Raw genomic sequence first — 23,861 nt, forward strand, 5'->3', positions numbered from 1 at the left:
CGCCACACCCGATCGAAGACTGTCGGTGTCACTGCCTAGGGTGTCCGCTCATGCAGCTTGCGTTCGACGAGCTGGGCACTCCCCTGCGCGACGTGACCTTCGTGATCGTGGATCTCGAAACCACCGGTGGCGCGCCCGACGGCGGCAACATCACGGAGATCGGTGCCGTGAAGGTCCGTGGCGGCGAGGTGCTCGGCGAGTTCGCGACGCTCGTCGACCCGGGAGCTCCCATTCCTCCCCAGGTGGTGGCCCTCACCGGGATCACCACGGCGATGGTCCGGTCCGCGCCCCGCATCGAACGGGTGCTGCCCGCCTTCCTGGAGTTCGCCGAGGGAGCGGTGCTCGTGGCCCACAACGCCGGGTTCGACACCTCGTTCCTCAAGGCCGCGTGCCGCGAACACGGCTACGACTGGCCGAGGCCGGTGGTGCTCTGCACCCTCAAACTCTCCCGGCGGGTGCTGCGGCACGAGGTGCGAAGCCACCGACTGTCCGCCCTGGCCGCCCTGTTCGGCTCGGCCACCACACCGACCCACCGAGCGCTGGACGACGCCAGGGCCACGGTCGACGTCCTGCACGGCCTGCTCGAACGCGTCGGCTCGCTCGGCGTGCAGTCCCTGGAGGAACTACTCGACTACCTGCCCGACGTCACACCGACCCAACGACGCAAACGCGAGCTCGCGAAGGACCTCCCCGAACGCCCCGGCGTGTACCTGTTCCGAGGACCGTCGGACGAGGTGCTCTACGTGGGCACCGCGAGCAACCTGCGCCGCCGGGTGAGGCAGTACTTCACGTCCTCCGAGAGCCGAGGGCGGATCAAGGAGATGGTGACGCTCGCCGAGCGGGTCGACACCGTGGAGTGTGCCCACGCGCTGGAGGCGTCCGTGCGGGAACTGCGCCTGTTGGCCGCGCACCGCCCGGCCTACAACCGCCGGTCGAAGAACCCCGGCAAGGCCTGGTGGGTCGCACTCACCGACGAGCCCTTCCCCCGCCTGTCCGTGGTGCGCCGACCCCGCGACGGCGCGCTCGGGCCGTTCAGTTCCCACCCTCGTGCCCGGACGGCCGCCGAGACCCTCGCCGACATCGCCTCCCTGCGGACCTGCACGATGCGCATCCCGGCGTCGGGCGCCTCGGGCAGCCCCTGCATGCTCGCGGAGCTGGGCCGCTGCGGTGCGCCCTGCACGGGAGCCCAGACGGTGGAGCAGTACCGCCCCGCCGTCCGCGCGGTGTCGGATCTCGTGGAGGGCGTGGACGCCGGACTGCTGCACCGGGCGCGCGACCGGCTCGACGAACTCTCGGCGGCCCACCGCTTCGAACGCGCCGCCCGCCACCGCGACGACCTCGCGGCCCTGCTCCGCGCCGTCGACAGGCGACATCGGCTCACCGCGCTGGCGTCCGTGGCGGAGCTGGTCGCCGCCGCACCCGACGGCTCGGGAGGTTGGGAGTTCGCCGTCGTGCGGTACGGCAGGCTGGCCTCGGCCGGGCTCGCCCGCCGAGGCGTGCCCCCGATGCCGGTGGTCGACGCCCTCGTCGTCTCGGCCGAGACCGTCCTCCCCGGCCCGGGTCCACTGCGAGGAGCCAATCCGGAGGAGACCGCGCTGCTGTGGCGCTGGCTGACTCGGCCGGGCGTCCGATTGGTGCGCACCTCCTCACCGTGGGCAGAACCGCTCCACGGTGCCGGAGGGTGGCGGTCGTGGCTCGACGCCGTCGACACCGCCACCGCACTGGAGAACGCGGGAACACCGTGAGCCCCGCGCGGCGCGTCCCCGTACGCTCGAAGGCCACGAAGCAGTCCGACCAGCGAGTCGTCAGACCACAAGGAGGCCGTGTTGGTTACCGCGATCGTGCTCATCAACGCCGCGACGGACAGCATCCCGGAGACCGCGCAGGCGATCGCGGACATCGACGGGGTGTCCGAGGTGTACTCGTGTGCCGGTGACGTCGACCTCGTCGCCGTCCTCCGGGTCGCCAACCACGAACAGTTGGCCGAGGTCATCCCCGCCCGCATCGGCAAGGTGCCGGGTGTGCTCGACACCGTCACCCACATCGCGTTCCGGTCGTACTCCCGCGCCGACACCGACACCGCGTTCGACATCGGCCTCGACGACGACTGACACCGCCTGACACCGACTACGCCGTCCGGGCGGAGTCAAGCGGAGTCGGCTCTCACCCGCGGCACGCACGACGAAGGCCCCCACCACCGAGGTCGGTGGTGGGGGCCTCGTCGTCTCGAGAACGGCTGGCTTCCGCCTACTTGGTGCCGGAGGAACCCGTCTGCTCCGGCTGCGGCGCTTCCAGCTCGCCGTCGGCGTGGTCGCCCTGCTGGGCCCGCGCCCGCTCCAGCGCAGCGGTCTCCTCCGCCGGGTCCGGCGACCACATCGAACCGGCCACCGGCTTGCCCGCGCTGCCGAGCTGGTTCATCTTCTTCGGCACCGTGGCGCCCTGGTACTCCAGCGGGACCGGGTGGCCGTGCTCGTCCACCGGGCCGAGCGGCTGGTGCACCTCGATGAACTCACCGTGCGGGAGCCGCTTGATGATGCCGGTCTCGACACCGTGCTCCAGCACCTCACGGTCGGAGCGCTGCAAGCCGAGGCAGATCCGGTACGTGATGTAGTACGCCAACGGCGGCAGCACCAGGAGACCGATCCGGCCCGCCCACGTCATCGCGTTCAGCGAGATGTCGTACTTGAACGCGATGATGTCGTTGAAGCCGGAGATCTCCAGCACCATGAAGAACGTCAACGCCATCACACCGAGACTGGTGCGTACCGGTGCGTCACGCGGACGCTGCAAGAGGTTGTGGTGCGCGGTGTCCTTCGACAGCTTCCGTTCGATGAACGGGTAGCCGATGAGCATCGTGAACAGGATGCCCATACCGATCGCACCGGCGAAGAACACCGGGGGAACGGTGTAGTTGCCCAGGTACAGCTCCCAGGCCGGGTAGATACGAAGGATGCCGTCGGCCCACGCCATGTACCAGTCGGGCTGCGACCCCGCCGACACCTGCGACGGGTTGTACGGCCCGATGTGCCAGACCGAGTTGATCTGGAACAGACCCGACATCAGGGCGATGAAGCCGGTCACCAGGGCGAAGAACGTCCCGGCCTTCAGGGCGAACACCGGCATGATGCGGACGCCGACGACGTTGGTCTCCTTGCGACGCGCACCCGGGAACTGGGTGTGCTTCTGGTACCAGACCAGCGCGAGGTGCGCCGCCACCAGCGCGAGCATGATGCCCGGAATGATCAGAATGTGCAGCGCGTACATACGCGGCACGATCATCGTCCCGGGGAACTCGCCACCGAAGAGCGCCCAGTGCAGCCACGTGCCGACCACCGGCACCGAGAGCACGATGCCGGACAGCGTCGCGCGGATACCCGTACCGGAGAGCAGGTCGTCCGGGAGCGAGTAGCCGAAGAAGCCCTCGAACATGCCCAGGATCAGCAGCAGCGCGCCGATGACCCAGTTGGCCTCACGCGGCCTGCGGAACGCTCCGGTGAAGAAGATCCGGAACATGTGCACGAACATGGACGCGACGAAGATCAGCGCCGCCCAGTGGTGCACCTGGCGGATGAAGAGTCCGCCGCGGACCTCGAACGAGATCTGCAGCGTCGACTCGAACGCCCGCGACATCTCGACGCCCTGCAGGTTCGTGTACGGGCCGTCGTAGACGACTTCCGCCATCGAGGGGTCGAAGAACAGCGTCAGGTAGATCCCCGAGAGGATCAGGATGATGAAGCTGTAAAGGGCCACCTCGCCCAGCAGGAACGACCAGTGGGTCGGGAACACCTTGTTCAGCTGGTGCCGAATCCCCTTGGCCATCACGTACCGCTGGTCGGCATTGTTCGCCGCCGCAGCGGCCTGCTTCGCCAGCAAGCCGGAGCCCTTCGTCGGCGTGGTGAGTGAGCTCATGACTTGCGCTCCCAGAAACCCGGTCCGATCGGCTCGATGAAGTCGTGCCGAGCAATGAAGTAGCCGTCCTCGTGCACCGTGATGGGCAGCTGCGGCAGCGCGCGAGTCGCCGGGCCGAACACGGGCTTGGCGTACTGCAGCATGTCGAACTGCGACTGGTGGCACGGGCACAGCAGCCGGTTGGTCTGCTGCTCGTACAACGACGCCGGGCAACCCACGTGCGTACAGATCTTCGAGTACGCGTAGTAGGTGCCGTAGTTGAAGTCTTCCTGCCCCTTGCGCTTGACGACCCGCTCGGCGTCCTCGGTGCGGAGCCGGATCAGCATCACGGGGTTGTCGGAGCGCTTGAGCGCCACCGACAGCGCGTGCGAGTCGCCCCGCTCGGACTCACGGAACGGGAACACCGTCTCCATGCCGCCCGCGTCCAGGTCCTCCGGTCGCACGAGCGAGATCTCGTGCGGGTCGCCGGTGTTGCGACGCAGGTAGACGATCTCGCCCGGGTACTGCGGCATCCATCCGGTGTGGGCCAGCGAGTCGGGGCTGTTCGGGTTCTCCCACGGGTTCTTGATGAAACCCGCGACCGGCAGCGCCACGGTGCCCAGACCGAGCACACCGGCGCCGAGCCCGGCGGTCCGCTTGATCATGGACCGGCGACCGATCGTGCTGCGCTCGCCCGCGTCAGCGAGCTGCGCGACCAGCGTCTGCCGGTCGATCTCGGCCGAGCCCTTGCCCATGTTGTCGGTGCGCTCCTGCACGGCGAGCTCGTTCGGGATGAACCGCTTCGTGTAGAGCAGGATGCCGATCGACAACGCGAGCACCGACACACCGAGCGAGATGCCCAGCACCGGCGTGTACAGGCTGTACCAGAAGTGACCGCTCTCGTCGTCCGCCGGAACGTACTCCGACGGCCACCAGATCAACGCGCCGATGAAGCCGAGACCCGCCAGCGTGGCGATGAGGAACCACAACGCCACCACTCGCTGGGCCCGGCGCTCGGCCTTGGTGCCCTTGACCGGCCAGGGGTCGGGGTAGTTGACGATCTCGACCCCGTCCAGCTTCGCACCGAGCCGGACGAGTTCGTCACGGCTCATACCCGCGAGCTCCTCGTCGCTCGGCCGCTGCTCCGGCCCGTTACCGCTACTCATGCTGTCTGAACCTGCCTCGCTGTGCTCCGCGTGCAGGGCGTAAGCCCCTCACCCTTGGCCTTCCCGGCTGAACGCCGCCGTGGCTCGACTGGCGTGTGCATGCCTTACGCCCTCGATCCGATCCACAGAGTCGCGCCGATCAGCGCACCGATGCCGACAATCCAGGCGATCACACCTTCCGACGCCGGGCCGAGGCCACCGAGCGGGTTACCGCCGGGGGCGTTGTTGGTGCCCGAGACCGACTTCAGGTAGGCGATGATGTCCTGCTTCTCCTCGGGGGAGAGCTGACGGTCGGAGAACTTCGGCATGTTCTGCGGCCCGGTCAACATCGCGGTGTAGATCTCTTCCTCGGTGGCGGGTTCGAGCGGCGGCGCGTACTTGCCCGCCGACAGGGCGCCACCCTGCCCGGTGAAGTTGTGGCACGACGCGCAGTTCAGGCGGAACAGCTCCGCGCCACGCGCGGGGTTCTCGCCACGCAGCTCCGCGCCCTTCTCGGCGGGACGCTGCGGCCCACCGCCGTTGGCCTGGATGTAGGCGCCGACCGCGTCGATCTCCTCGGGGGAGAGCCTCGGCGGCTTGCGCGACGCCTGAGCCTCCTGCCGGACCATCGGCATACGACCGCTCGCGGTCTGGAAGTACACCGACGCCTCGCCGACACCGATGAGGCTCGGGCCGCGGTCCTCGACACCCTGCAGGTTCTCGCCGTGGCAGCTGATGCAGCTGTTGTTGTAGACCTCCTCACCCTTGCGGATGAGGGCCGGGTCCTCCTGCGCCTGCGCCGTCTGCGGCTCCGGCGCGAACACCGTGTACAGACCGCCCGCGCTCAACAACGCCACGCCGAGGGCCAGCGTGCTGGCCATGCGACGACGGAATTTCGTGCGACGAGCCGATCGCCTCTCCGCGGCGACGGGCTTCTTCTTGAAGAACATCTTCTGCGGCAACCCTTGCTGTCAGTTCGGCCGAATACTCGAGATCAAGGAACGATGTAGATCACCGCGAACAGGCCGATCCACACGATGTCGACGAAGTGCCAGTAGTAGGACACCACGATCGCCGAGGTCGCCTGAGCCGGTGTGAACTTGCTCAGCTTCGTCCGCGCCAACAGCAGGACGAACGCGATCAGACCACCGATGACGTGCAGACCGTGGAAGCCCGTCGTAATGAAGAACACCGAACCCCAGGGACCTGACGGAATGGTCACGCCCTCGCTGATGAGCATGGCGTACTCGCCCGCCTGCCCCAGGGTGAAGACCGTCCCCATGAGCAGGGTGATGAGGTACCAGCGGCGCAGTCCGAAGACGTCGCCGCGCTCGGCCGCGAACACACCGAACTGGCACGTGAAGGACGATGCCACCAGGATGATCGTGAACGGCAGCGCGTACGCGATGTCCAGGTGGATCGGCTCACCCGTCGCCGGATTGAGCGGCGGCCAGATGCCGGAGTCGTTCTGCGCCTTGACCGTGAAGAACATGGCGAAGAGGCCAGCGAAGAACATGAGCTCGCTGGACAGCCACACGATCGTGCCGACACTCACCATGTTCGGCCGGTTCAGCGAGTGCACTCGCTGGCTGATGGAAGGAGCTGCCGTTGTCACGGCTCGCATTATGTCTCCCCTCGACCGAGCGCCGCAGATCGGGTCCTACGGACGGTCGTGCACGGAGCGAAAACGCTACCGAAAGGACCTTGAACCCGCTGGGTAACGAGGGGGTACGCCCGTTAGCATGAGCCTCGTCACCATCGTCGAGGCGCAAAGGACGCGAGGATGAGCGAGCCGGCCAAGAAGATCCTGGTTTTCAGCCACAAGCCGGAGGTGCGCGACTCCATCGTCAACGCAATCGGCCGTCGACCGGCCCCGGATCTGGGAAAGGTGTCCTACGTCGAGGCCGCGAGCGTGGCCGAGGTCATCACGGAGATGGACTCGGGTGAGATCGATCTCGCCATTTTCGACGGTGAGGCACAACCCACCGGTGGCATCGGTCTCACCCGTCAGTTGAAGCACGAGCTGTCCGACTGTCCGCCTATCGTGGTGGCCGTCCGACGCAGGGACGACCGCTGGCTCGCCACCTGGTCGCAGGCCGACGCCGTGCTGGTCCACCCGCTCGACCCGCTCACCGCGGCGGAGACGGTCGCGGACGTGCTGCGGGCCCAGCGTGTGCCCGCAGTGAACGGCTGACCGGGCCGATACCGTTCTCCTACGGGGCGGCCGTCATATCGGTCGCCCCTGGTGAGGTTTCGGTCACCGTCGACCGGCTCCTGACCTGCCCCCGGCTCACCTCGCCGTCGGGAGATGAGCCTCGAATCACAGTGGCCGCACCTCGCGTGGTGTCGGCGTCTTCGGAGATGAGCATGTCTGAACACACCTGGCCGACCGTCCTCAACGAGCTCATCGAGCACGTCGACCTCTCCGAGGACGCCACGGCGTGGGCGATGGACCAGGTGATGTCCGGCACGGCCACCCCTGCACAGATCGCCGGATTCGCCGTGGCGCTGCGGTCCAAGGGCGAGACTCCGGCCGAGATCGCCGGCATGGCGCAGGCCATGCTCGCGCACGCCAAGCGGATCGAACTGGACATTCCCACCGTGGACATCGTGGGCACGGGCGGCGACCGCAAGGGGTCTGTGAACATCTCCACGATGACCTCCCTGGTGGTCGCGGCCGCGGGCGCTCCCGTCGTCAAGCACGGCAACCGCGCCGCCTCGTCGAAGTCGGGGGCCGCCGACGTGCTGGAGGCGCTCGGCGTCACGATCGACTCCGAACCCGACGACGTCCGCCGCTGTGTCGAGGAACTCGGCATCGGCTTCTGCTTCGCGCCCGTGTTCCACCCCGCCTACCGCCACACCGGCCCTCCCCGGCGCGAGCTGGGCGTCTCCACGGCGTTCAACCTGCTCGGCCCGCTCACCAACCCCGCGCAGCCGACGTCGGGGCTCATCGGGTGCGCCTACGAGGACAAGGCCCCCGTGCTCGCCGAGGTGTTCGCGCGCCGCGGCCACAGCGTGCTGCTCGTCCGGGGTGACGACGGGTTCGACGAGCTCACCACCACGACCACCAGCACGGCGTGGGTGGTGTCGAACGGCGAGGTGCACCGGACGGCCGTCGACCCCACGGACCTCGACATCCCGCTCTCCGACGCCGACGCGCTCCGCGGTGGCGACGCCGCGGCGAACGCCGAGGTCGTGAAGGACCTCGTGGCGGGCACGAAGGGTCCCGTGCGCGACGCGGTCCTGCTCAACGCAGCCGGAGCGCTGGCCGCGTTCACCGGCTTCTCCGGCGACCTCACCGCCGACCTGCAGGCGGGACTGCAGCGAGCCACCGAGGCCCTGGACTCCGGCGCCGTCGCGGACCTGCTGGACCGCTGGATCAAGCGCGGCTGAGCACCTCACCGAACCTGACCTACGCCCGGCGTGCCGGCCGTCTCGGCCGCCGCCGGGCGAACGTGTGCGCTCCCCCGGTCGTCGTGACCGCAGCCGCCGGCTCGACGAGCAGCGCGGTCGGCCGCCCACAGCACGAAACGAGGGGCCCCGGTCGCAGACCGGGGCCCCTCGTCAGGATCGGAAAAATCAGTGGCTGGGGCCGGTGTGGTACTCGAAGACCAGACCCGCGACCGAGATGATGACCACCACGATGCCGACGATGATCAACCACGGCTGCCAGAACGCCAGCGCCAGGCTGAGCAGAGCAGCCGCCGCGGCGACCCCGACGGGCCAGTAGCTACCCGGGCTGAAGAAGCCCAGCTCACCGGCGCCGTCGCTGATCTCGGCGTCCTCGTGGTCCTCGGGACGGGGCTCGATCCGGCGAGCGACGAACCGGAAGTAGCTCCCCACCAGCAGTGCCAGACCACCGGACAGCAGGAGCGCGATCGTGCCGATCGGCTCGATGCCGTCGTCCGTCATCTGCGCGGTCAGCACCCCGTAGACGATGGCGACGACGAAACCGAAGATCGCGACGATGTCGAAAACCCGAGCTTCGACCTTCATGAGCGTGTGTCCTTCTTACTCGATCGCTGGGTCACTTCTCGAGGCCCGACCTAGTTCGACGCGGTCCGCAGCGTGCGGTCGGTCGAGAACGGGCTCGTGGTCGTGGCGACCGGGCTGCACAGCTTCTCGTCGCAGCCTTCGCCCTGCATGATCGCCAGAGCCTCGGCGGCGGTGTTCGGCTGACCCGTGTCCGGGTTCATCTGCTTGCGCAGCTCGATGTACCGGTCGAACTTGTCCGGCGACAGAGCACGGACCTCGAAGTTCATCATCGCGTGGTAGGTACCGCACAGCTCGGCGCACCGGCCGACGAAGGCACCTTCCTGGTCGATGGTGTTCTGGAACGAGTTGTCCTGGTTGTTCTTGTCCGGGTGCGGCATGACGTCCCGCTTGAAGTGGAACTCCGGCACCCAGAAGGAGTGGATGACGTCCGCGGACACCAGGTTGTACTGGATCGTCCGGTCGGTGGGGACGACCAGCAGCGGAATCTCGCTGGAGCTACCGACCGTGGTGACCGGCTGGCCGTTCTCGGCCTCCTCCTCCGGGTAGGTGAACTCCCAGTTCCACTGGAAACCGGTCACGTCCACGACCACGTCGGGGTCGTCCTCCTCGGCCAGCACCGACTGCTCGGTGACCGCCGTGAAGAAGAACAGGACACAGACCATGACGACCGGGAGCACGACGACGAAGAGCTCCAACGGCACGTTGTACTGGAACTGCCTCGGCAGAGGCTCGTTCTTGCCCTTCTTCTTCCGGTGGAAGGCCATCGACCAGAAGATGAGCCCCCACACGATCACACCGACGCCGAGCGCGGCCACGACCGACCAGGTCCAGAAGGTGCGCATCTTGTCGGCCTCCGGCGTGACACCTTCGGGCCACCCGAACCGCAGAATCTCCTCGCCCGAGCAACCGGTGACCGTCAAAGCGACGAGCGCGGCGAGCGCGGCTAGTTTGCCGGCCTTGCCTCGTCGTGTGCCCCGGGTGCGCTCAAGAACGCCCACTCCGTGATGCCTCCTCGCCCGATCCTTGCAACGCATGGGACTCTAGCCGAGACCCGGGACAGCGGCGTCACCGCCTTCCCCGGCATACTTGCGACTTACGACTCAGGCTTTGACTAACAAAGGGTGTGTGAAACGGCGTGTGCGGCCTGCTTGGACTGGTCTGTGGCAGTGAGGACGACGCGGCGAACGCGCGGGAGGCCGTCGGCCGCGCCCTGCGCTGCCAGCGGCATCGCGGCCCCGACGAGACCGACACCTGGGCCGATGGTCGGATCGTCTACGGCTTCAACCGCCTCGCGATCATCGACCTCGAACACTCTCACCAGCCGCTGACGTGGGGTCCCGAGGACAACCCGACCCGGTACACCATCAACTTCAACGGTGAGATCTACAACTACCTCGAACTGCGTGAGGAGTTGGCCACAGAACACGGTGCGAAGTTCGCCACAGAGGGCGACACCGAGGCCATCGTGGCCGCCTACCACTACCTCGGCACCGCCGCGGTGGGCCGACTCCGCGGCATGTTCGCGTTCCTCATCTGGGACTCCGAGCGCGAGGTCCTCTTCGGTGCACGGGACCCGTTCGGCATCAAGCCGCTGTTCTACGCCTCCGGCCCCAACGGAGTGGCGTTCGCGAGCGAGAAGAAAAGCCTGCTGGAGCTCACCGACACCCTGGGCATCGCGCAGGAACTCGACCGCACGGCCCTGCAGCACTACCTGACGCTGCAGTACGTCCCCGAGCCGGAGTCGCTGCACCAGAACATCCGCCGTATCGAGTCCGGCACCTCGTTCACGGTGTCGCCGGGCGGCGAGCCGCGGATCGAGCGCTACTTCTCCCCCGAGTTCCGCGCGCAGCCGGTGTCGGGTGCGGCTCAGGTGGCGGCGCTGCACGAAAGCATCGCCGAGGTCCTGCGCGACTCGGTGGCCAAGCACATGCGCGCGGACGTCACGGTGGGTTCGTTCCTGTCGGGCGGCATCGACTCCACGGCGATCGCCGCGCTGGCCAAGGAGCACAACCCGAACCTGATCACGTTCACCACCGGCTTCGAGCGTCAGGGCTACTCCGAAGTGGACGTCGCAGCCGAGTCGGCCGCGGCCATCGGCGTGAAGCACGTCGTGCGCACGGTCTCCGCCGAGGAGATGATGGAGACCCTGCCGCTCATCGTGTGGTACCTCGACGACCCGGTCGCCGACCCTGCGCTGGTGCCGCTGTGGTTCATCGCGCGCGAGGCTCGTAAGCACGTCAAGGTCGTGCTGTCGGGCGAGGGTTCGGACGAGCTGTTCGGCGGCTACACCATCTACCGCGAACCGCTGTCGCTCGCGCCGTTCGAGAAGGTCCCGGGCGGCGTCCGCAAGCTCATCGGCAAGGCGTCCACGCTGATCCCGGAGGGCACCCGGGGCAAGGACCTGCTGCGCCGCGGCGCGCTGTCGTTGGAGGAGCGCTACTACGGCAACGCGCGCCTCTTCCGCGACGACCAGTTGAAGCCGATCCTGCGGACGTTCCGCGACGGCATCGGACACCGCGACGTCACCGCCCCGTGGTACGAGCTGTCGCGCGGGTGGGACCCGGTGGCGCGGATGCAGCACGTCGACCTGTTCACCTGGCTGCGCGGCGACATCCTCGTCAAGGCCGACAAGGTGACGATGGCCAACTCGCTGGAGCTGCGGGTGCCGTTCCTGGACGCCGAGGTGTTCCGGGTGGCCTCGACCATCCCGTTGGACCAGAAGATCACCAGGGAGACCACGAAGTACGCCCTGCGTCGGGCACTCGACGGCATCGTGCCCGCGCACGTGCTCAACCGGCGCAAGCTGGGCTTCCCCGTGCCGATCCGGCACTGGCTGCGGTCCGAGATGTACGACTGGGCCCGCGGCATCATCAACGACTCCAAGACCGACGAGCTGCTCGACAAGCGCGCCATCCTCGCGATGCTGGCCGAGCACAAGGCGGGCACCCTCGACCACAGCAGGCGGCTCTGGGCGCTGCTGGTCTTCATGTTGTGGCACGGCATCTTCGTCGAGCACCGCATCAAGCCCGAGGTGCCGGAGCCGCACTACCCGGTCAAGCTCTGACGCTCACCCGATGACGGCGGGCGTCAGTCGGCGCCCGCCATCGTCGGTCGGCTCGGCCGGATGTCGTGCCAGCGGTGGAAGACGTCGTCAGGGTCGTACTCGGCCTTGATCCGCGCGAGTCTCCGGTAGTGCCGTTCGCCGAATCCCGCCACGACGCGGTCGTGTCCTTCGTCACCGATGAAGTTGAGATACGCGTCACCGGTCCCCCACGGCCGGACGTCGGCGCACAGCCCACGTGACCACGCCCTCACGCGCGCGTCGTCAGCCGGGTCGAGGTACACGCCGAACGGGTGGACCGCCCAGGCCGCGCCACGGTCGAAGCCCGGCCACTCACGTCCCCGGGAGATCGCGCCGCCCCAGGGGAACAACAGTTGCTGGGAGGCCGAAGGCACCGGCATCTCCTGCGCGCGGTCGCAGAAGCGGTCGATCGCCGCGTCCGGAAGCTCCCGCAGGTTCTCGTCCGACCAGTAGTTGCGATGTCCGGGCGGGTCGTCGAGCATGCGCTGGAACTCGGCGTAGGGCACTTCGGCCACGAACTCGCCACGCGGTTGCGCGGCGCGGAGCGGTGCGACGAACTCGCGCAGCTCCCCGATCGGCCCGGTGTGGGTCACGAGCACGGCGCAGCACAACGTGTCCACCAGCTCAGGCGGAACGGGGTCGTCCTCCGCCGCCGTGTGGTAGATCACCCCACCGCCGACAGCCTCCGGCGCCGTGTCGATCAGGTCGCGGTAGAGCCGGGCAACGTCGCGGCCCTCGGACTCCGGCCACACCAGCAGCGCGATGCAGAACTCCGGCAGCGGGCGCAGCTCGAATGTCAGGGACGTCGCGACACCGAAGTTCCCACCACCACCGTGCACGGCCCAGAACAGGTCGGGTGTGCTCTCCTCGTCGACGTGCAGCCGCTGTCCGGCCGCCGTGACGAGATCCACCGCGAGCAGATTGTCGCAGGCCAACCCGAAGCGCCGCTCCAACCAGCCGGAGCCACCGCCGAGAGTCAGCCCCGCGACACCGGTGGTGGACACCCGCCCACCCGTCGTGGCCAGGTGGTGGGGTTGGGTCGCCGCATCCAAATCGGCCCACGTCGCTCCGCCTCCGACGGTGACGGTGCGCCGGTCGACGTCGACGCTGACCTCGTTCATCGGCCGTAGGTCGATCACCAGCCCACCGTCGGCCAGACTGGCTCCGGAGACGCTGTGACCGCCCGCGCGCACCGCCACCTCCAGCCGGTGGTCGGCGGCGAACGCCAACGCCGTCGCCACGTCGTCGGGTGTGGCGCAGCGCGCGATCACCGCCGGGCGCGCAGTGATCATGGAGTTGAATACCTCGCGGACGTCCTCGTAGTGCGGATCGCCCGGGGTCACGACCGTGCCGGTGAGCGCCGTGTCCAGGCCGCGCACGGCGCGGTCGTCCGGTTCTCGTGACGTGGTGGACATCGTGCCTCCTTCCCTCTGGCTTCGAGGGAAGTCGCAGGCACGGTGCCCGTGTTACGCCGGGCAGTCGTCACGTCGAGCCCGGCTCTCCGGTCGTCTCGCTCGGCGGCATGCGACGGTGTCGCCGCCGCCACCCACTGTCACCGACCCACCTCACGACAACGCTCCCAGGGTCGGCGACGGGCGCGGCCCTGGGAGCGGTGAGGTCGGTCGGTGACCGGTCGAGCGGGACTCAGTGGAAGGAGTCGCCGCAGGCGCAAGAGCCACCGGCGTTCGGGTTGTCGATCGTGAAGCCCTGCTTCTCGATGGTGTCGACGAAGTCGATCTCGGCGCCTTCGACGTACGGAGCGCTCATGCGGTCGACAGCCACCCGGAGCCCGTTGAACTCACGGAACAGGTCGCCGTCCAGCGTGCGCTCGTCGAAGAAGAGCTGGTAGCGCAAGCCGGCACAGCCACCGGGCTGCACGGCGATGCGCAGGTGCATGTCGTCCCGACCCTCCTGGTCGAGCAGCGCCTTCGCCTTGGCAGCGGCGGCCTCGGTCAGCGTGACGCCGTGTGTCGCCTCGCCGGCGTCGGCGGCGGTGTTGCCGGTCTGCTCAGCGGTCGTCATGACTCTCCCTCACGGTTCGTGGTTCAGGCGGGTACCCGGCTCCAACACGCCGACCACCCGTTCTGTTCCCGCGTTCCATGGTGTCACATTCGCCGCCCGGATGAACATGCCGACTGTGGGCTGCAATACCCTGGTGAGGTGAAGTTCCTGCGTCGATCGAGCACCACAGAGGCCGACACCACCGACGGCACCGCCGAGTCCGGCACCACCGTCGAGGACGCCGCCTCCGCCGAGGCCCGTCGCAAGGGCTACACCCCGGGCAAGGGACGTCCCACGCCCAAGCGCCGCGAGGCCGAGGGCAAACGGCGCGGCCCGGTCGCTCCGCCTCCGCAGACCACCCGGGAAGCCATCCGCCGGAGCCGTGAGCTGCGGAAGAAGAACCCGGTCAGCAAGGAGGAGCGGCGCGCTGCGGCGCGCGAGCGGCGGGAACGCATGCTCGCGGGTGACGAGCGTTACCTGCTCCCCCGGGACCGTGGTCCGGTGAAGGCGTACGTCCGCGACCTCGTCGACTCGCGGCGCAACGTGCTCGGGCTGTTCATGCCCATGGCGATCGTGGTGTTCATCACCCTGCTGATCCCGATCATGGTGGTCCAGCAGTACGCGACGCTGCTCACCACGGTGCTGCTGCTCGGCATGATCGTCGAGGGCTTCCTCAACGGCAGGCGGATCAGCAAGCAAGTGCGCGAGAAGTTCCCGAAGGAGACGATCCGCGGCTCGTCCATCGGGTGGTACGCCTTCGTGCGCGCGAGCCAGCTGCGCAAGCTCCGCGTGCCCAAGCCGCGCGTGAAGCCCGGCGACAAGGTCGACTGAGGCACCTCCTCCCCCGGCGTGTCCGCGAGTTGCGCACGCGTGTCCCCAGTCCCCGTACGGATGTCCTGGGCTCGTGTACGGGTGTCCGCACCCCACGTACGGGTGTCTGCAGCTCACCTACGGGTGTCGGTGGCTCCCGCGCTGGTGTCCGCACCCCACGCACGCATGCCCCCGCCTCCGGGCTTCGTGTCCGCACCCCACGCACGCGTGTCCCTGGCTCGTGGCCTCGTATCGGCACCTCTCGCAGTTGTCAGCAACTCTGAACGCAAGTCCGTCGCTCGGAGGGGAGACAAGGAGGGCAACTGCGGACACCCGTGCACAGACAGCGGACACGAGTTCACGAAGTGCGGACACGATGACGCAGGCGGCGGACACGACCACGGCAGGTCGTTAGCTTTGCGAAACAACTGAACGTTACGCTTACGGCATGGAGTTTCGTCGTCTCGGCCGTAGTGGCCTTTCCGTCAGTGAAATCGCCTACGGCAACTGGCTCACCCACGCCTCCCAGGTCGAGGAGGAGCAGGCCCACGCCTGCATCAAGGCCGCGCTCGACGCCGGCATCACCACCTTCGACACCGCCGACGTCTACGCGAACACCGCGGCGGAAGCCGTGCTCGGCCGCGGGCTGGCCGGCCAGCGCCGGGAGAGCCTGGAGATCTTCACCAAGGTCTTCTGGCCCACCGGCCCCAAGGGCCCGAACGACAAGGGCCTCGGCCGCAAGCACATCATGGAGTCGGCCCACGCGTCGCTGAAGCGCCTCGGCACCGACTACATCGACCTCTACCAGGCACACCGCTTCGACCACACCGTGCCGCTCGAGGAGACCATGACCGCCTTCGCCGACCTGGTGCGGCAGGGCAAGGTCCTCTACATCGGCGTGTCCGAGTGGGACGCCGAGCAGATCGCGCGGGGCGCCGCGCTCGCCCGCGAGCTGAAGATCCCGTTCGTGTCCAACCAGCCGCAGTACAACATGCTGTGGCGGGTCATCGAGGACCAGGTCGTGCCCACCTGTGAGCGCGAGGGCCTCAGCCAGATCGTGTGGTCGCCCATCGCGCAGGGTGTGCTCACCGGCAAGTACAAGCCGGGTCAGCCGCCGCCCGCCGGTTCCCGCGCCACCGACGAGAAGGGCGGCGCGCAGATGGTCGGGCGTTACCTGAACGACGACGTGCTGACGCGGGTGGAGCGGCTGCAGCCGCTCGCCGAGCAGGCCGGCCTCACCCTGGCTCAGCTTGCCGTGGCGTGGGTGCTGCAGAACAGCAACGTGGCCTCGGCCATCATCGGCGCCTCCCGCCCGGAGCAGGTGCAGGAGAACGTGAAGGCCTCGGGCGTGAAGCTCGACGACGACCTCATGACGGCGATCGACGAGGTCCTCGACGGCGTCGTGGAGCGCGACCCGAGCCAGACGAAGAGCCCGATCCTCTGACGCCTCGCTGACGCCCCACTGATGACACGAGAGCGGGCGTGATCGGACGGCAGCCGTCCGGTCACGCCCCTCCGGTGAGGACCTGCTCCGCGATCACGAGGTCGTGCGGGTAGGTCACCTTGATGTTGCTCTCCTCACCGTCGAGCCAGTGCACCGGCAGCTCGGAGAAGCGTTCCATGCACGACGCCGTGTCGGTGCCGACGAATCCCTCGGCCTCGGCGCGCTCGTAGGCGGCCAACAGCGGCGCCGCCCGGAACCCTTGCGGTGTCTGCGCCCGCACCAGCGTCGCCGCCTCGGACGCGGTGACCGACTCCCCCGTCGCGTCGAGAGCCACGATGTCGTCGGCGCGGAGACCGGGCAGAGCGCCACCGTGCTCCCGCGCCACCCGCAACACCCGTTCGACGAGCCCCGTGGTCACCAACGGACGCGCCCCGTCGTGCAGCAGCACCGTGTCGATCTCGCCGGAGGCGATCCGCGACCGCAGATGTCGCAGCGCGAACAGTTCGGACTCCTGCCGTGTCCGTCCACCGTGGACGACCTCGACGGAGACGTCGGGCACCTCGTCGCGACACACCCGCTCGACGAGTTCGGCGTCGACGGGCCTGGTCACGAGGACGAGGGCCGAGATGCCCTCGGCACGGGCGAACGCCTTCAGCGACCACGAGACGATGCTGCGCCCCGCGAGGGGCAGATACACCTTGTTCGTCGCGGCTCCGACTCGCGTGCCCGCGCCGCTGGCCAGCACGACTCCGGCTGCGCCCGGTGCTTTCCGCCCACCCACCATGGCGCCCGATCTTAGAGCCCGCTCGCAGTCCCCTGTGGTCGGACGCCGACGACGTCGGGCAGCCCTCGCGGTTCGCCCCGGTACGGTAGGCGCGTGCCTATCGAGTTCGCCGAGGTTCCCCGTCCCGACGACGTCCGGCGCCGGACGAACCGTCCCCGGTTCGGCAGGCTCGACGCGTTCGGCGACTGGCTCGCCGCCCGTCAGGGGCGTCCCGAGCCCACCGCACCGCAGCGTCCCCGCGTCGTGGTCTTCGCCGCCGACCACGGTGTCGCGGCGCGAGGCGTGTCGGCTCGCTCGCCCGAGTACACACGCGAGGCGATCCGTGAGCTTCGCGCCGGTGGGACGCCTCTGGGCCTGCTGGCCGAGCGTGCCGGTGCCGGGCTGCGCATCGTGGACGTCGCGGTGGACAGCGACGAGGAGTCCGAGTTCCGCGTCCGCCGGCGCTCCGGGTCCATCGACGTCGAGGACGCCCTGACGGCCGAGGAGACCGAGGCCGCCGTGGAGATCGGACGGCGGATCGCCGACGCCGAGGTGGACGAGGGCGCGGACCTGCTCGTTCCCGCCGAACTGGGCACCGGTGCGAGCACGCCCGCAGCCACACTCGTCGCCGCGCTCACGGGCACCGAACCGGTCGCCGTGGTCGGACGCGGATCGGGCATCGACGACAACGCGTGGATGCGCAAGGCCGCCGCCATCCGCGACGCCCTCCGCAGGGCCAAGCCGGTGGTGACGGAGCCGTTCGACCTGCTGCGCACCGCCGGTGGGGCGGACCTGGCCGCGCTGACGGGTTTCCTCGCGCAGGCCGCCGTGCGTCGCACCCCCGTGCTGCTCGACGGCCTGTCGGTGTGCGCCGCCGCCCTGCTGGCCGAGGAGATCGCTCCGGGCGCACGGGCGTGGTGGACGGCCGCGCACCGCAGCACCGAGCCCGCTCAGGTGCTCGCCCTGGAACACCTGGACCTGGAGCCGTTGCTGGACCTCGGCATCGCCGAGGGTTCCGGCACGGGCGCGGCCTTGGTCCTTCCGCTCGTCACGACGGCCGCGAGCCTCGGCCACACCCGCTGACGAGGAGCCGGGCATCGACCCGGCTCCTCGTCACGAGCGTGATCAACCGAGGGTGTGCATCCACCCGTGCGGGTCGGGCCGCGTGCCCTCCTGGATGCCGGTGAGTTCGTCGCGCAGCTTCATGGTGATCTCACCGGGAGTGCCGTCACCGATCGTGAACTCGCCCCCGGCGTGCTTGACGCGACCGACAGGGGTGATCACGGCAGCGGTCCCGCACGCGAAGACCTCGGTGAGCTCGCCCGACGCCGCCGCCTTCTCCCACTCGTCGGTGGTGATCCGGCGTTCCTCGACCGCGTACCCGAAGTCGGAGGCCAGCCGCAGCAGCGAGTCGCGCGTGACACCGGGCAGCAGGGACCCGCTCAGCTCGGGCGTCACGACCCGAGCCTCCGAACCCGAGCCGAACACGAAGAACAGGTTCATGCCGCCCATCTCCTCGACGTAGCGGCGTTCGTTGGCGTCGAGCCACACCACCTGGTCGCAACCCTGCTCCACCGCCTGCGCCTGAGCCACGAAGGAGGCGGCGTAGTTGCCTGCGCACTTGGCCTCGCCCGTTCCGCCGGGCGCCGCGCGCACGTACTCGGTGGACAGCCACACGCTCACCGGCTTGACCCCACCCGAGAAGTAGGAACCCGCGGGCGAGGCGATGAGCAGGTAGAGGTAGCGCGACGACGGGCTGTTGACGCCGAGCCCGACCTCCGTGGCGATCAGGTACGGACGCAGGTACAGCGAGTCGCCCTGCCGGGTCGGCACCCAGCGCTCGTCGGCGGCGATCAGCTCCCGGATCGAGCCGAGGAACAGCTCGTCGGGCAGTTCCGGCATCGCCAGGCGACGGGCCGAGCGGCGGAACCGGGCGGCGTTGACCTCCGGGCGGAACGCCTTCACGGTGCCGTCCGGCTGCCGGTACGCCTTCAGGCCCTCGAAGATGGCCTGGCCGTAGTGCAGCACGGCCGACGCGGGGTCCAGCGCGATCGGCTCGTAGGGCCGAAGCTGCGCGTCGTGCCAGCCCGTGCCTTGCGTCCACTCCACCGTCGCCATGTGGTCGGTGAAGTTCACCCCGAACCCCGGCTTCGCCAGTACCTCAGCTACCCGCTCCGCCGAAGCCGGACGGGTGCTGGGACGGTGGCTGAAGGGGATCGTGGTAGTCATGGGCGTCAGCATAACTCCGCCGACGACCACACCAGAGCCCCGCACGCCCCTAGGATGTGGCCCGTGACCTCGCAGCCTCAGCCCAGTTCCGTCCCCAACTCCGTCTCCGCCGGGCCCGCGTCGGACGCCAAGGCGTTCGGCGCCGCCGCGCTGCTGACCTTCGCGAGCGGCATGGTGGCCCTCATCGGTTTCGTGTTGGTCCACGTCTTCGGCGTCATCCTCGCCATCGCCGGCATCGTCTTCGGCCTCGTGTGGTGGAAGGAGCGGCACGGTCAAATGCTGCCCCGCGACCTGCCCGGCAAGTCGGTGGCAAGCCTGGCCGTGGTGTCGCTGCTGCTGTTCGGCCTCGTGCTGCTGATGGTCTGAGTTCAGGTATCCTCTCGCCCTCGGGTGACGAGCCGGTGGACGATTCCGGCGAGCGTCACCACACCGGCCAACTGCGCGGCACCGGCCGGTCCGAGGGCGGCCGCCGCCACACCGGCCAGAGCCACGGCTCCCAGGGCTGCGGGGCTCCACCCCGTACGGCGTCCATCATGGCCGGACCGGGACGCGGCGCGTCTCACCGCGGCCGCGTACCGCAGGGCTCCGAGGAGCCCGGTGCCGACCGCCACCACCACGAGCAGCGACGTGAGCGCGGAGGCGTCGGCCGCCACGAGCACGTCGCGCATCGACGTCACCGACAACCCGAGTCGGAACGGGCCGAGCTGGTAGAGCACCGCCGCCGAGAGCACCGTCGCGACGCCGACCCCGACACCGAGCGCCACGCCGCGCAGCTCGGCGAAGAGCGGAGTGAGCACCACCACCGCCACGAGCAGGCCCACGGGTGTCGGGGGTTCGGTCGCCCCGATCGTCGGCCCCGCGGGATCGATCGCCACGCACACGGCCACGAACGCCGCCAGGACAAGCACGCCGAGCCCCGCGACCCACCGCGGCACCCGCGCCGGGAGACGGGCACCGGTGGCGTCGGCACCGGTGACGACGAGCACGACGACGAGGGCCACCACCACGTACGCCACCTGCGTCGAAGCTACCGAGCGCAGTTCGGGTGCGACGTACGCGGCCGGGACACTGGCGCACAACGCGAGCAGGCACCACGCACGGGCCGCGGCCAGCGCATGAGCCACCCGTCCCTCCGGCGCGTCTGCGCCCACTCCGCCGGCCCACGCGAGGGCGCCGGCCAACGGCAGCGCGGCGAGCAGCCACCAGCCTGCCGCCGACGCGGCGACGGCGAGAACGACGAACAGTCCTGCGGCGAGTGCCATCTGCCGACCTACCTCCGCGCGGGATGACGGGTGTCGCCAATAGCATGGCGGGTGAGATCGACGAGAGCGGCGCGTCACCCCGACCCGGGGTGCGCCGGCCGCACGTGCTGACACAGAGGAGCCTGACGTGAGCGTGCCGAAGCTGACCCTGTCCGAGAACTCCGAGGGGGCGTTGGCCAAGTCCCGCGCCGAGGTGATCGTGGTGGGCACCCTCCAGGGAGCCGACGGGGTCGAACTGGCCGCGGGCGCGGAGGCCGTGGACGACGCCTTCGAGGGCACGCTCACCGAGGTACTCGCGACGCTCGGCGCGACGGGCAAGAGCGAGGAGATCGTGAAGGTCCCGACGCTCGGCCGCGTCCCGGCCGGACTCGTGCTCGCGGTGGGCCTCGGCAAGGCCGACGACGTCACGCCCGAGCGGGTCCGCCGCGCCGCGGGCGCCTCGGGACGCGCCCTGAGCGGCCACAAGCGAGTCCTCACCACCCTGTCCGAACTGGACCTGCAGGCCACCGTCGAGGGCACCGTCCTCGGTACCTACTCGTTCACCGAGTACAAGTCCGAACCGGGTGAGGCCGCACCGTCCACCATCGAGGTCGCTGCTCCCTCCGAGGGCACGACGCGGGCGCACAAGGCGACGGTGAAGGCGGCCACGGCCATCGCCGAGGCGGTCGGCGTCGCTCGCGACCTGGTCAACACGCCGCCCAACGACCTGTACCCCGGTTCCTTCGCCGAGCGCGCCAAGGACCTCGCCGACACCGCCGGACTGGAGTTCGAGGTGCTCGACGAGAAGGCGCTCAAGCGCAAGGGCTTCGGCGGCATCCTCGGCGTCGGCGGTGGTTCGTCGCGTCCGCCTCGGCTGCTGCGGGTCGCCTACCGCGGCGCGAAGGCGAAGAAGACGGTCGCGCTCGTCGGCAAGGGCATCACCTTCGACACCGGCGGCATCTCGCTCAAGCCCGCGGCGGGCATGGACAGCATGACCTCCGACATGGCCGGCGCCGCCGCCGTGCTGGCCTCCGTGGTGCTGGCCGCGAAGCTGAAGTACCCGCTGGAGGTCGTCGCGCACATCCCGCTGGCGGAGAACATGCCCTCGGGCACCGCGTACCGCCCGGGCGACGTGCTGACCATGTACGGCGGCAAGACGGTCGAGGTGCTCAACACCGACGCCGAAGGTCGCCTGATCCTCGCCGACGCGATCTCGCGGGCCTGCGAGGAGGAGCCCGACTACCTGATCGAGACCTCCACGCTGACGGGTGCGCAGATCGTGGCCCTCGGCGAGCGGACGGCGGGAATCATGGGCTCGGACGACTTCCGCGACCGGGTCGCCACGCTGGCCCAGGCCACGGGTGAGAACGGCTGGCCGATGCCGCTGCCGGAGGAACTGCGGTCCGGGCTCGACTCCAAGATCGCCGACCTGGCCAACGTCACCGGTCAGCGCTGGGGCGGCATGCTCGCGGCGGGCATCTTCCTCCGTGAGTTCGTGAGCGGGGACCTGCCGTGGGCGCACATCGACATCGCGGGTCCGTCGTACAACAGCGGCTCGCCGTGGGGCTACACCGCCAAGGGCGGCACGGGTGTGCCGGTTCGCACCATCGCCGCGGTGTTGGCCGACATCGCCGACTACGGCTGATCACCGTCCGGTGAGGAGAAGGGCAGCGTGCACACCGAGATGGACTCGCTGACCGCTCCCCCGCCGGAGGACTTCGTCGAGGCCGCCGTGCGCACCGTGCTCACGGCGGCCGATGACGTCGTGGACGTCGAGATCGGACAGGCCGCGTTGCTGGCGTTCTGCGTCGGGGCAGCCGAGCACGGCGACCGGCTCGTCCGGCACTGGCGGCACACGACCGGTCGATCGGTCACCCGGCTGGTGCGTCGCCCGGTGGCGGCCAGGGCGTGGGCCATGCTCCTGTCGGGACGACGCGCCCCGGACTGGGCCGGTGAACTTCCCCCGCTCGATCTTGACGCGGAGGAACGCGCACACCGCGCGCATCTCGCGCGGCTGCGTGCGACGTCGGGAGTGGACGCGGTGCTCGCCGACCTGGTCGACCGCGCCTGGACCCAGGCCGAGGCCGGTGCGATCGCCGACGCCCGCGCGACGATCGACACCTGGGCCGAGCACGCCAGAGCCATTCCCCGGCCCGATCTCGCGACCCTGGCGGGAGCTCGTCCGCTGGCCCGGCTGCTCGCCGACGGCGCGCTCACCGTCCCCGCCGGGTGGACGGACCACTACGTGACGGCGCTCGTGGCCGCGCTGACCACGCGGTATCGCACCGACACCACCCGATCGACCGATGGATCGTGGCGCGAACTGATCGACGACGTGTTGTGGCTGAGGGGCACTCCGGGCGCCGCGCCACCGCCCGCACCCGCCCGGGACATCGCCGAGGCGGAGCACCGCCTCGGCCGCGCTCTGCCCGACGGCTACCGGCGCTTCCTCGCCACCTGCGACGGACTGCCCGCCGACGTGGTCTTCCCCCGGCTGCTGTCGGCCTCGGAACTGACAACCCTCGTGGTCGGGCCGGACGGCACACCGGGCTGCCTCGTGATCTCCGAGCCCGCGACACTCGTCCTGCGTACCGGCACCGGCGAGGTCGTGGAGGACGACCCCGTCTTCGGGATCAGCGTGCACCAGGACGTCGCGGCCCTGCTCGACCACCACCGCGAGTTGCTGCGGGCGGCCGGAACGTCGGACCTGTGACCGCGCTCGACGGCCGCATCAGGTCGCGTCGCGTTCCTGTTGCGCCTTCTTCCGCAGCACCCGCTGCCGTTCCGTGTAATCCCGCATCCGCTTCGGATATCCCGTCTTGGCGACCTCGTACACGGGGATGGACCGCTTGCGTCCGAACCGCTGGGCGGCGTCCAGGCTCCCGATCCGCCGCCGGGTCCACTCGCCGTCGTGGGCCACGAGCACGACGGTGGTCTCCGTGACGGTCGTCCTCGGCTCCACGTACGCCTCGACGCCGCGATGGCTCGCGGCCCACTGGTCGAGGTAGGCGGTGTCGGCCGGACTCGCACCGCGCAACGTGCCGGGTTTACCCTGCTTTCCCCTGCTCCTGCCACCTCGGCGACGACGAAATGCGTCGAACAGGCCCACCGCGACCACACTCCTTCCCCTTCGCACTGTGCATTATCCCGATCACAGCGCGACGTCGAGCTCGTCACATCCGCACTAGGTCGCAGGCCGTTCGAGCGAAGTGACAAGATGAGGTGACATGAGCGCCGTCCGCGCCTGTGCACCCGACATGCG

At 69.5% G+C, this 23,861-nt stretch carries 23 protein-coding genes; 11 read left to right on the forward strand and 12 right to left on the reverse strand.

Annotation, left to right across the window (positions count from 1 at the left end):
• Positions 1-50: 50 nt before the first annotated feature.
• The gene (locus JAV51_RS10040) at positions 51-1,745 is read left to right on the forward strand and encodes a DEDD exonuclease domain-containing protein (protein ID WP_197320405.1); all 1,695 of its coding nucleotides are present in this window, start codon (positions 51-53) and stop codon (positions 1,743-1,745) included.
• Positions 1,746-1,826: 81 nt separating this feature from the next.
• The gene (locus JAV51_RS10045) at positions 1,827-2,111 is read left to right on the forward strand and encodes an Lrp/AsnC family transcriptional regulator (RefSeq protein WP_197320494.1); all 285 of its coding nucleotides are present in this window, start codon (positions 1,827-1,829) and stop codon (positions 2,109-2,111) included.
• Positions 2,112-2,247: 136 nt separating this feature from the next.
• Here JAV51_RS10045 and JAV51_RS10050 read toward each other — a convergent pair whose 3' ends face one another.
• The 4 genes from JAV51_RS10050 to JAV51_RS10065 all read right to left on the reverse strand — a co-directional run bounded on the left by JAV51_RS10050 (position 2,248) and on the right by JAV51_RS10065 (position 6,657).
• Positions 2,248-3,909 carry a cytochrome bc complex cytochrome b subunit gene (locus JAV51_RS10050; protein ID WP_197320406.1) on the reverse strand — a complete coding sequence of 554 codons (1,662 nt, stop codon included), beginning with the start codon at positions 3,907-3,909 and terminating at the stop codon, positions 2,248-2,250.
• Positions 3,906-5,054 (reverse strand): ubiquinol-cytochrome c reductase iron-sulfur subunit, encoded by a 1,149-nt coding sequence (locus tag JAV51_RS10055; RefSeq protein WP_197320407.1) that lies wholly within the window; start codon positions 5,052-5,054, stop codon positions 3,906-3,908. Before JAV51_RS10055 ends, JAV51_RS10050 begins: the two co-directional genes overlap by 4 nt.
• Positions 5,055-5,158: 104 nt before the next feature.
• A complete protein-coding gene (locus tag JAV51_RS10060) occupies positions 5,159-5,983 on the reverse strand; it encodes a cytochrome c (RefSeq protein WP_197320408.1) in 825 nt (274 codons plus the stop codon).
• 44 nt (positions 5,984-6,027) lie between these two features.
• Entirely contained in the window at positions 6,028-6,657 is a 630-nt protein-coding gene (locus JAV51_RS10065) for a heme-copper oxidase subunit III (RefSeq protein ID WP_197320409.1), read from the reverse strand.
• 159 nt (positions 6,658-6,816) lie between these two features.
• On the opposite strand from JAV51_RS10065, the gene JAV51_RS10070 reads away from it, so the two are divergent.
• Both JAV51_RS10070 and trpD read left to right on the forward strand, forming a co-directional pair.
• Positions 6,817-7,227, forward strand: coding sequence for a hypothetical protein (locus JAV51_RS10070; RefSeq protein WP_197320410.1), 411 nt, complete (start codon positions 6,817-6,819; stop codon positions 7,225-7,227).
• A 173-nt stretch (positions 7,228-7,400) separates the two neighbouring features.
• Positions 7,401-8,426, forward strand: coding sequence for an anthranilate phosphoribosyltransferase (gene trpD, locus JAV51_RS10075; RefSeq protein ID WP_197320411.1), 1,026 nt, complete (start codon positions 7,401-7,403; stop codon positions 8,424-8,426).
• Between the two features lie 186 nt (positions 8,427-8,612).
• On the opposite strand, the gene JAV51_RS10080 is transcribed toward trpD, so the two are convergent.
• The gene (locus JAV51_RS10080) at positions 8,613-9,029 is read right to left on the reverse strand and encodes a cytochrome c oxidase subunit 4 (RefSeq protein ID WP_197320412.1); all 417 of its coding nucleotides are present in this window, start codon (positions 9,027-9,029) and stop codon (positions 8,613-8,615) included.
• Positions 9,030-9,079: 50 nt separating this feature from the next.
• Positions 9,080-10,027 carry a cytochrome c oxidase subunit II gene (gene coxB / locus JAV51_RS10085; RefSeq protein WP_197320413.1) on the reverse strand — a complete coding sequence of 316 codons (948 nt, stop codon included), beginning with the start codon at positions 10,025-10,027 and terminating at the stop codon, positions 9,080-9,082.
• A 137-nt stretch (positions 10,028-10,164) separates the two neighbouring features.
• Here coxB and asnB point away from each other — a divergent pair, with 137 nt between their 5' ends.
• Positions 10,165-12,093: an asparagine synthase (glutamine-hydrolyzing) gene (asnB, locus tag JAV51_RS10090; RefSeq protein WP_197320414.1), complete on the forward strand. Its 1,929-nt coding sequence runs from the start codon at positions 10,165-10,167 to the stop codon at positions 12,091-12,093.
• Positions 12,094-12,116: 23 nt separating this feature from the next.
• Here asnB and JAV51_RS10095 read toward each other — a convergent pair whose 3' ends face one another.
• Positions 12,117-13,526: an FAD-binding oxidoreductase gene (locus JAV51_RS10095; protein ID WP_197320415.1), complete on the reverse strand. Its 1,410-nt coding sequence runs from the start codon at positions 13,524-13,526 to the stop codon at positions 12,117-12,119.
• A 229-nt stretch (positions 13,527-13,755) separates the two neighbouring features.
• Complete coding sequence (locus tag JAV51_RS10100) at positions 13,756-14,133, reverse strand: iron-sulfur cluster assembly accessory protein (protein ID WP_197320416.1); 378 nt, start codon at positions 14,131-14,133, stop codon at positions 13,756-13,758.
• Between the two features lie 138 nt (positions 14,134-14,271).
• Between JAV51_RS10100 and JAV51_RS10105 the strand changes: the two genes are divergently transcribed.
• Positions 14,272-14,943: a DUF3043 domain-containing protein gene (locus JAV51_RS10105; RefSeq protein WP_197320417.1), complete on the forward strand. Its 672-nt coding sequence runs from the start codon at positions 14,272-14,274 to the stop codon at positions 14,941-14,943.
• Positions 14,944-15,370: 427 nt separating this feature from the next.
• Entirely contained in the window at positions 15,371-16,366 is a 996-nt protein-coding gene (locus JAV51_RS10110) for an aldo/keto reductase family protein (protein ID WP_197320418.1), read from the forward strand.
• Positions 16,367-16,427: 61 nt separating this feature from the next.
• Here JAV51_RS10110 and JAV51_RS10115 read toward each other — a convergent pair whose 3' ends face one another.
• Complete coding sequence (locus JAV51_RS10115; protein ID WP_197320419.1) at positions 16,428-17,150, reverse strand: 2-C-methyl-D-erythritol 4-phosphate cytidylyltransferase; 723 nt, start codon at positions 17,148-17,150, stop codon at positions 16,428-16,430.
• A 93-nt stretch (positions 17,151-17,243) separates the two neighbouring features.
• Here JAV51_RS10115 and JAV51_RS10120 point away from each other — a divergent pair, with 93 nt between their 5' ends.
• Positions 17,244-18,212 (forward strand): nicotinate-nucleotide--dimethylbenzimidazole phosphoribosyltransferase, encoded by a 969-nt coding sequence (locus JAV51_RS10120; RefSeq protein WP_197320420.1) that lies wholly within the window; start codon positions 17,244-17,246, stop codon positions 18,210-18,212.
• Positions 18,213-18,254: 42 nt separating this feature from the next.
• Here JAV51_RS10120 and JAV51_RS10125 read toward each other — a convergent pair whose 3' ends face one another.
• Positions 18,255-19,358: a branched-chain amino acid aminotransferase gene (locus JAV51_RS10125; protein ID WP_197320421.1), complete on the reverse strand. Its 1,104-nt coding sequence runs from the start codon at positions 19,356-19,358 to the stop codon at positions 18,255-18,257.
• A gap of 54 nt (positions 19,359-19,412) precedes the next feature.
• Between JAV51_RS10125 and JAV51_RS10130 the strand changes: the two genes are divergently transcribed.
• Complete coding sequence (locus JAV51_RS10130; protein ID WP_197320422.1) at positions 19,413-19,724, forward strand: hypothetical protein; 312 nt, start codon at positions 19,413-19,415, stop codon at positions 19,722-19,724.
• Positions 19,725-19,726: 2 nt separating this feature from the next.
• Here the strand turns inward: JAV51_RS10130 and JAV51_RS10135 are convergent, their stop codons facing one another.
• Positions 19,727-20,620: a hypothetical protein gene (locus tag JAV51_RS10135; RefSeq protein WP_197320423.1), complete on the reverse strand. Its 894-nt coding sequence runs from the start codon at positions 20,618-20,620 to the stop codon at positions 19,727-19,729.
• A 127-nt stretch (positions 20,621-20,747) separates the two neighbouring features.
• Here JAV51_RS10135 and JAV51_RS10140 point away from each other — a divergent pair, with 127 nt between their 5' ends.
• A complete protein-coding gene (locus JAV51_RS10140; protein WP_197320424.1) occupies positions 20,748-22,244 on the forward strand; it encodes a leucyl aminopeptidase in 1,497 nt (498 codons plus the stop codon).
• A gap of 27 nt (positions 22,245-22,271) precedes the next feature.
• Positions 22,272-23,312, forward strand: a complete 1,041-nt coding sequence (locus tag JAV51_RS10145) for an SMI1/KNR4 family protein (protein WP_374059007.1) — start codon at positions 22,272-22,274, stop codon at positions 23,310-23,312.
• A gap of 18 nt (positions 23,313-23,330) precedes the next feature.
• Here the strand turns inward: JAV51_RS10145 and JAV51_RS10150 are convergent, their stop codons facing one another.
• Positions 23,331-23,708, reverse strand: a complete 378-nt coding sequence (locus JAV51_RS10150) for an oxidoreductase (protein WP_197320425.1) — start codon at positions 23,706-23,708, stop codon at positions 23,331-23,333.
• Positions 23,709-23,861 lie beyond the last annotated feature (153 nt).

Source organism: Saccharomonospora sp. NB11, assembly GCF_015910535.1.
GTDB lineage: Bacteria > Actinomycetota > Actinomycetes > Mycobacteriales > Pseudonocardiaceae > Saccharomonospora.